This is a genomic window from Lentzea sp. NBRC 102530 (assembly GCF_030269365.1).
GTDB lineage: Bacteria > Actinomycetota > Actinomycetes > Mycobacteriales > Pseudonocardiaceae > Lentzea.
The window spans coordinates 89,658-97,095 of sequence record NZ_BSTF01000026.1 but is presented as its reverse complement, the minus strand read 5'-3'; the positions used below and the strand labels follow the sequence as shown (position 1 = coordinate 97,095).

General features: G+C 70.5%; 10 protein-coding genes. 5 read left to right on the top strand and 5 right to left on the bottom strand.

Translation table 11 applies throughout. The features are described 5' to 3' along the window. Positions 1-163: 163 nt before the first annotated feature. From QSK25_RS41845 to QSK25_RS41830, 4 genes are read right to left on the bottom strand one after another with little or no spacing between them, the layout of a single operon-like run. On the bottom strand, positions 164-901 hold the full coding sequence (locus QSK25_RS41845) for a zinc ribbon domain-containing protein (RefSeq protein ID WP_285646891.1): 738 nt from the start codon (positions 899-901) through the stop codon (positions 164-166). Continuing rightward, complete coding sequence (locus QSK25_RS41840; protein WP_285646890.1) at positions 898-1,725, bottom strand: Nif3-like dinuclear metal center hexameric protein; 828 nt, start codon at positions 1,723-1,725, stop codon at positions 898-900. The genes QSK25_RS41845 and QSK25_RS41840 overlap by 4 nt, the downstream gene beginning before the upstream one ends. Further along, positions 1,722-2,720, bottom strand: a complete 999-nt coding sequence (gene cobC / locus QSK25_RS41835; protein WP_285646889.1) for an Rv2231c family histidinol phosphate aminotransferase CobC — start codon at positions 2,718-2,720, stop codon at positions 1,722-1,724. The genes QSK25_RS41840 and cobC overlap by 4 nt, the downstream gene beginning before the upstream one ends. A gap of 37 nt (positions 2,721-2,757) precedes the next feature. Beyond that, positions 2,758-2,964 (bottom strand): hypothetical protein, encoded by a 207-nt coding sequence (locus QSK25_RS41830; protein ID WP_030472678.1) that lies wholly within the window; start codon positions 2,962-2,964, stop codon positions 2,758-2,760. 475 nt (positions 2,965-3,439) lie between these two features. On the opposite strand from QSK25_RS41830, the gene QSK25_RS41825 reads away from it, so the two are divergent. From QSK25_RS41825 to QSK25_RS41805, 5 genes are all read left to right on the top strand, one after another. Beyond that, positions 3,440-3,892, top strand: a complete 453-nt coding sequence (locus QSK25_RS41825) for a low molecular weight protein-tyrosine-phosphatase (protein WP_285646886.1) — start codon at positions 3,440-3,442, stop codon at positions 3,890-3,892. Then, positions 3,871-4,602, top strand: a complete 732-nt coding sequence (locus QSK25_RS41820) for a fructosamine kinase family protein (protein WP_285646884.1) — start codon at positions 3,871-3,873, stop codon at positions 4,600-4,602. The genes QSK25_RS41825 and QSK25_RS41820 overlap by 22 nt, the downstream gene beginning before the upstream one ends. Positions 4,603-4,692: 90 nt before the next feature. Next, entirely contained in the window at positions 4,693-5,151 is a 459-nt protein-coding gene (locus QSK25_RS41815) for an excisionase family DNA-binding protein (RefSeq protein WP_285646883.1), read from the top strand. 111 nt (positions 5,152-5,262) lie between these two features. Next, entirely contained in the window at positions 5,263-5,706 is a 444-nt protein-coding gene (locus QSK25_RS41810) for a PIN domain-containing protein (protein WP_285646897.1), read from the top strand. A gap of 21 nt (positions 5,707-5,727) precedes the next feature. After that, entirely contained in the window at positions 5,728-6,546 is an 819-nt protein-coding gene (locus tag QSK25_RS41805; protein WP_285646882.1) for an SURF1 family cytochrome oxidase biogenesis protein, read from the top strand. On the opposite strand, the gene QSK25_RS41800 is transcribed toward QSK25_RS41805, so the two are convergent. After that, positions 6,454-7,386 (bottom strand): cobalamin biosynthesis protein, encoded by a 933-nt coding sequence (locus QSK25_RS41800; RefSeq protein ID WP_285646880.1) that lies wholly within the window; start codon positions 7,384-7,386, stop codon positions 6,454-6,456. The genes QSK25_RS41805 and QSK25_RS41800 overlap by 93 nt on opposite strands. Between the last annotated feature and the right edge of the window lie 52 nt (positions 7,387-7,438).

Below are 7,438 nucleotides of genomic sequence, written 5' to 3'. Positions count from 1 at the left end.
ACCCGGCCTCGAACAACGCGGCAGCGGTCTCCCGCTGCCGCTCAGACAACGAACTTCGTGGATGCACCCAACCGCTCCCCGGAAAGTCGGAACTGGATTCCCAGTCCAAGTTCCGGGGAGCGGTTCACGCCTGGGCAGCCCCCTTCTTCGCGTCTTCCCGGGTTTACAGGCCCGACTCCGAGGTGCGGACCAGGATCGCGCCGCACTCCTCACAGCGCACGACCTCGTCCGCGGCCGCGTCCTTGACCTTCGCCACGGCGCTGCGGTCCAGCTCGATCCGGCACGCGCCGCAGCGGCGGGACTGGATGAGGGCCGCGCCGATGCCGCGCTGCTCGCGCTGGCGGTCGTACGCCTTCAGCAGGTCGTCCGGGAAGCCCTTGGCCATGACCGCGCGGTCGGCGGTGCGGCGGGTCTCGACGGCCTCGAGGTCGGCCAGTGCCTCGTCGCGGCGGCTGGTGGCGGCCGCCAGGGTCTCCCCCGCCTTGTCGAGCTCGACGCGGGCGAACGAGACGTCGGCCTCGACGGCCTCACGGCGTTCCATCAGCTCCAGCAGGTCGTCCTCGAGGATGCCCTGACGGCGCTGCAGCGTCGCCAGTTCGTGCTCGAGGTCGGTGAGCTGCTTCGCGCCGACGGAACCCGACTGCATCAGCTTGCGGTCGCGCTCCCCGCGGGCGCGGACCTGGTCGATCTCGGTCTCCTGGCGCTTCACGTCGCGGTCGAGGTCACCCAGCGTCGTCTCGACGGCCACCAGCGCGTCCTGCTTGGTGCGCGTCAGCTGCTCGGCCTCGGCGATCTCGGCGATCTCCGGCAGCGTGCGGCGACGGTGGGTGACACGCGCCAGTTCGGCGTCGACCGCGGCGAGGTCGAGCAGCCTGCGCTGCACTGCTGGGTCGGCTTTCACGCATGTCCTCCTGCTGATGGGCTCGTGGCACCGACGGTCCACGGATCGGTCCGGCGAGTGGAGACGAGTACGTCGACCCTACCGCCGAACGCCTGCCGCAGGATCTCCGCCGCCTGCTCGCACCACGGCCACTCGCTGGCCCAGTGCGCGACGTCCACCAGAGCGGGGCCGCCGGACTCGAGGTGCTCCGACGCCGGGTGGTGCCTCAGGTCGGCCGTGACGTAGGCGTCGACGCCGAGGTCCCTGACGGCGCCGAGGTAGCCGTCGCCCGCGCCGCCGCACACCGCGACCCTGCTGACCAGGCGTTCCGGGTCGCCCGCCGCGCGCACGCCCTGGACCGTCGCGGGCAGGGCGTTCGCGACGCGCTGGGCGAAGACCCTCAGCGGCTCGGGCTCGGGCAGCACGCCGACGCGGCCGATGCCGGTGGCCGCTCCCGGTTCGGCGGGGTCGAGCGGGCCGGTGACGGTGAGGCCGATGGCCCGCGCGAGGGCGTCCGAGACGCCCGGCAGTGCCGAGTCGGCGTTGGTGTGCGCGCAGTACAGCGCTCCGCCGTTGCGGATCAGCTTGTGCACCAGCGAGCCCTTGGGGTCGTCGGCCGGCACGCCGTTGACGCCGCGCAGGAGCAGCGGGTGGTGGGCGAGGAGGAGCTGCGCGCCCGTCTCGACCGCCTCGTCCACAGTGGACGCCGTGGGGTCGACGCAGACCAGGATCCTGCTGACCTCCTCGCCGGGATCACCGCAGACCAGGCCCACCGCGTCCCACTTCTCCGCGGTCTTCGGCGGATACGCGGACTCCAGGACCGCGATCACGTCGGCGAGCTTCACGCCAGTTCCTCCATCACTACCCGCAGCGCGTCCACGAACACCGCGAACTCCTTCGGCGGCCGGATCGCGACGCGCACGTACGTGTCGTCCAGTCCGGGGAACGTGTCGCAGCGGCGGACCGCGATCCCCTTGTCCCGCAACGCCTGTCGTGTGCCTCTGGGCGCCCTGATCAGCAGGAACGGCCCGTTCGGGGCAACGACGACGAAGTCTTGGAGCTGCTCCAAGGCGTGCTCCGCGTACCGCTGCTGCTGCTTCGCGAACTCCGCCGACTGCGCGAGCGCCTCCGGTTCGCAGCACGCGGTGATCGCTTCGAGGGTGAGACTGCCCACCGGCCAGTGCGGCCTGCCGTGCGCGAGCCGGGCGAGGGTCTCCGGGTCGCCCAGGAGGTAGCCGGCGCGCAGGCCCGCGAGCCCCCAGGTCTTGGTGAGGCTGCGCAGCACCAGCACGTCCGGGTCGTGCGCGAGCGACTCGGGTTCGCCGGGGACGGCGTCCATGAACGCCTCGTCGACGACCAGCCGTCCGGGCAGCGCCTTGATCCGGCGCGCCTCGTGGAGCACGGACGTGGGGTTCGTGGGGTTGCCGATGACGGTCAGGTCGGCGTCGGACCGGACGCGCTCCGGCAGCGTGAAGTCGCCGTCGAGCAGCACGTGGTCCACCGGAATTCCGGCATCGCGGAACGCCACCTCCGGCTCGGTGAAGCCGGGGTGGACGATCGCGGCCCGGCGCGGCGCGAGCTTCGGCAGCAGCGCGAAGCCCTCGGCGGCACCGTTGAGGAGCAGGACCTCGTCCGGCGAGCGCCCGTGACGGCGTGCGACGGCCTCACGAGCGCGCAGTTCAGCCAGGTGCGAGGGGTAACGCCCGAGCTCGTCGAGCGCCGCGGCCAGCCGTTCGCGCAGCCAAGCGGGCGGGTGCGGCACCCGCACGTTGACGGCGAAGTCGGCCAGGCCGGGTGCGGCGTCGACGTCACCGTGGTGGCGCAGGTCTGGGCTGGTCATCGCCCGGAATGGTAGGCGATGGGCTCAGACCGGCGCGTCACTGCATGTAGCGGCGGAGCTCGGTGAGGTGGCTGATCAGCTCGTCCAGCTGGAAGGCGTCGAGCTGCGCGGACTCACCGGGCGGGGTGCGGAAGCAGACGCGACCCTTCTCGTTGAGGTACACCTCGAACGCACGACGGCGCCCGAGGGCGTCGGTGCACCCGATGATCTCCCGTTGCGGGGGCACGTCGGTACCTGTCTGCATGGGCGGCCTCCATGTCGTTTGTCCGTACATCTTGCGACAACGGTTGAGCGTTACCGTGCGGCGGTGCTCACTCGCCGATCTTCTCGGCCGGCGGCCAGGCTCTGCGCCGTCGTCTCCCAGTAGAGGCCGGCTTGCCTGCATCGTGATCCTGAGCCTACTGGTGCACCGCGCCCGCGACGTCGGGAACGGTGCAGCTCTTGGCCGCAGCAGTGGCGCCGTCGTCACTGTGGATGACGGCGCCTCGGAAGGTGCGGATGCTTTGGCCGGACTGGAACCCGTACCTGACAGCGGCCGCACGCGCCGATGGCGGACAACGCGAAGGCCGCTCTCACCGCGAGTGACCAGTTCTTCTTCTGTTTGTGCGGCATCACCTTCAGCACTTCATCGACCCGTGGCAGCGGTCCGGCCTTTCCTCCAAACCACGCTGTGCGCCTGTTACCCGCTGTGCGCAACCAAATCCCATAGGCTGCGCGACATGCACGTGTCGTTCGTCTGCACCGGCAACATCTGTCGGTCACCTGTCGCCGCCCTCGTCTTCCGGGAATGGCTGGCCCGCGAAGGCCTTTCCGACCACGTCGAGGTGTCGAGCGCCGGCACCGGCGGGTGGCACGTCGGCGACCCGGCCGATCCGCGCGCGCTGAAGACGTTGGCCGCCAACGGCTATTCGACCGACCACGTGGCCGCGCAGGTCGGCCCGGCCCACCTCGGTGCGGACCTGCTGGTGGCCCTGGACTCCGGGCACGCCCGCGCGTTGCGCCAGATGGTCGAGCCGGACCGCGTGCGACTGCTCCGTTCGTTCGACCCGGACGCCGACGGGGTGGACGTGCCGGACCCGTACTACGGCGACGCGGCCGGGTTCGACGAGGTGCTGAGGATGACCGAGGCGGCGATGCCGGGGTTGGTCGCGTGGGTGCGCGAGCGGCTCTGAGGACCAAGGTCCAGTCGCCTTCGGCCACCGCTGCCGAGGCGGCCGGGCTGCGGTGGCTGCGCGTCGACGGCGGACCGCCGGTGCCGGTCGTGCACAGCGCGGACGGCGGCCGGCTGGTGATGGACCAGATCCCGCACGGCCCGCCGAATCTTCAGGCGGCCGTGACCTTCGGGCGCCGTCTTGCCGTGATGCACCTCGCCGGGGCGGACGCTTTCGGGTCGCCGCCTCCCGGCGGGCGGCGGCAGGCGACCATCGGGATGGCGGCGATGGTGAACGAGCCTGCTGCTGAGTGGCCGTCGTGGTTCGCGTCACATCGCATCTCCCCGTACGCGCGCATGGCGGGTATCGACGTGAGCGAGGTGTGCGCGCACATCGACTCGTTGGCCGGGCCTGCGGAACCGCCTTCCCGGCTGCACGGCGACCTGTGGGGCGGCAACTTGGTGTGGGGTGCTGACGGGCAGGTGTGGCTGATCGACCCCGCGGCGCACGGCGGGCACCGGGAGACCGACCTCGCGATGCTCCAGCTCTTCGGGTGCCCGTTCCTCGACCACGTGCTGGGGGCGTACCGGGAGGTGGCACCGCTGGCCGACGGGTGGGAGGCGCGGGTGCCGTTGCACCAGCTGTTCCCGCTGCTCGTGCACGCCGTGCTGTTCGGTGGCGGGTACCGGGGGCAGGCTGAGGCCGCAGCTCGTGCGGCACTGCGGTCGTGACCCGGTTCCACGAAGTCCGGCTCACCCGATCGCGCGTTGCGTTTGTTTCGAATACTGCGGATACTTCGATTGGAGGGAAGGAGGAAGCCGATGAGTTCCGCAGCATTGCGAGCTGTGCAACCTGACGACGAAGACGTCGTCACCGCTCACGCCGCGTTGAACAGGGTCAAGGCGTACCTGCACGACCACCCCGACGAGGAGGGCGACGTCCGCGTCCGGGTCGAGGAGAACGACGACGTCCTGGTCCTGCCGCGCGCCGCCGTCGAGCTCTTCGCCCAGATCCTCGCCTACATGGCCGCTGGTCACGGTGTGTCCGTCGTACCCGCCGACGCCGAGTTGACCACCCAACAGGCGGCAGACCTGTTGAACGTGTCACGCCCGTACCTGATCGGCCTGCTGGAAGCCGGCGAGATCGAGTACCGCAAGGTCGGCAAGCACCGCCGCATCAAGGCCGCGTCGCTGGTGGAGTACATGCGCAACGACGACCAGCGCCGGCGCCGGGCCGCCGACGAGTTGTCCGCGCTCACGCAAGAGATGGGCATGGCCTGAGTGAGTTTCGTCGTCGTCTACGACGCCAACGTGCTGTACCCGAGCACTTTGCGGGACCTGCTGATCCGGATCGCCGCAGCAGGTCTCGTCCAGGCGAAGTGAACCGATCAGATCCTTGACGAGGTCTTCCGGAACATCCGGAAGAACCGGCCGGACCTCCCCGAGCAGCAACTCCAGCGCACCCGATCCCTGATGCTCACCTCGTTGAGGGATTGCCTGGTCACTGGCTATGAGCGACTGGTTCCCGCGCTGGAACTGCCGGATCCGGACGATCGCCACGTGCTGGCGGCGGCGATCAGGGCACGCGCGCAGGTGATCGTCACCGACAACCTGAAGGACTTTCCCGCGGAGTCGCTCGGCGAATGGGACGTCGAAGCCAAGGACTCGGACGACTTCGTCAGTGACCAGGTCGGACTCGACGCCAAAGTCGTGTGGAGTTGCGTTCAGCAGATCGCGAACTCGTGGCGCAATCCGCCCGGCACGGTCGAGGACGTGCTCGCCTCGCTCGAGCGCTGCGGACTGGTGCAGTCAGTGGCCGCACTCAGGGCGCTCTGACCGGTCAACTACCGTGAGGTCGTGCGGTTCAAGTTCCTCCTCAAGCCGGGCTGGCTGGCGCTGACCCTGGCCGTCTGGGTGTTCGCGGGTGCCTGCATCTACTTCCTGTCGCCGTGGCAGTTCGGCCGCAACGACGAACGGCAACAGCAGAACTCCGCCATCACCAAGTCGCTGAAGAGCGACCCCGCGCAGTTCGGCGCCCGGCACGACGAGTGGCAGAAGGTCGAGATCAAGGGCCGCTACCTGCCGGAACTGGAAGCGCTCGCCCGGCTGAGGACCGTCCAGGGCGAGGCGGCGTTCGAGGTCATCACGCCGTTCGAGACCACCACGGGCCACAAGGTCCTGATCGACCGCGGGTACGTGCGGCCGATCAACGGCATCAAGCCGCCGACCTTCGAAGCACCGCCGACGGACGAGGTCACGCTCATCGGGCTGGCGCGGCCCAACGAGTCGAACGACCAGCCCGCGTTCGAGCAGGACGGGCGCCGGCAGATCTACTCGATCAACAACAACGCGGTCGGCGCGGGCATCGAGCCCGGCTACTACCAGCTGATCGAGGGCCAGCCGGGTGCGCTCGACACCCTGCCGCTGCCGCGGCTCGAGTCCGGGCCATTCTTCTCCTACGCGCTGCAGTGGATCGCGTTCGGCGTGATGGCGGTCGGCGGGTGGCTGTACTTCACGATCCGCGAGGCACGGCCGGGTGGCGTGCTGTACGAGGGCCGGACGAAGAAGAAGTCGATCGCCGAGCTACTTGCGGAAGAGGGCGATGAAGGCGCTGACGAACCCCGCGCCGAAGCCGACGACGCGGGACAGCTCCACGGCTCGCGTCACGTGACCTGAGTCCGGGTTGCGGCCGTGGCCGAGCACCGGGCGTTCCTCGACGCCGTGCGCGTAGACCGTGCGGCCGCCGAGCCTGATCTCCAACGCTCCGGCGAACGCCGCCTCCACCTGGCCCGCGTTGGGCGACGGGTGGGCCGACGCGTCGCGGCGCCAGGTCTCCAGGGCCTGCGAGGCCGAGCCGCCGACGACCGGGGCGCCGCCCACGGTCAGCAGTGCCGCGAGTCGCGACGGCAGCAGGTTCAAAACATCGTCCAAGCGTGCTGACGCCCAGCCGAACCGCAGGTAGCGCGGCGACTTGTGGCCCACCATCGCGTCCAGCGTGTTGGCCGCGCGGTAGCCAAGGAGGCCGGGGACGCCCGCGACGGCTCCCCAGAACAGCGGCGCCACGACGGCGTCCGAGGTGTTCTCGGCGACGGACTCGACGGTCGCGCGGGCGAGGCCCAGCGTGTCGAGCCGTTCGGGGTCGCGGCCGCAGAGGGAAGGCAGTCGTGAGCGGGCCGCGTCGAGGTCGCCGTCGGCCAGTTCGCGGCCCATCGACGTGCCCTCGGTGGCGAGCGAGTTGCCGCCGAGCACGACCCAGGTGGCGAGGCCGGTCGTCAACGCCTGGGCGAGCCAGTGGCGGCGCGCGGCCCGTTCCACGGCCACGCCGAGCGCCACGGTGCCGCCCACGAGAACCGCGGAGTGCACGACGCCGGCGGCCTCCGAGTCGCCGTAGAGCTTCTTCTCCACCGCCGCGGCGGTGGACCCGAATGCCGCTACCGGGTGAAATCGGCGTGGATCACCGAAGACCGCGTCCGCCGCCACGCCCAGCAACAACCCCAACGCGCGACCCGCGCCCACGGCATCCTCCCCAGCTCGTCGAAGGCACGGTAGCGCCGCGTCACACCTGCGC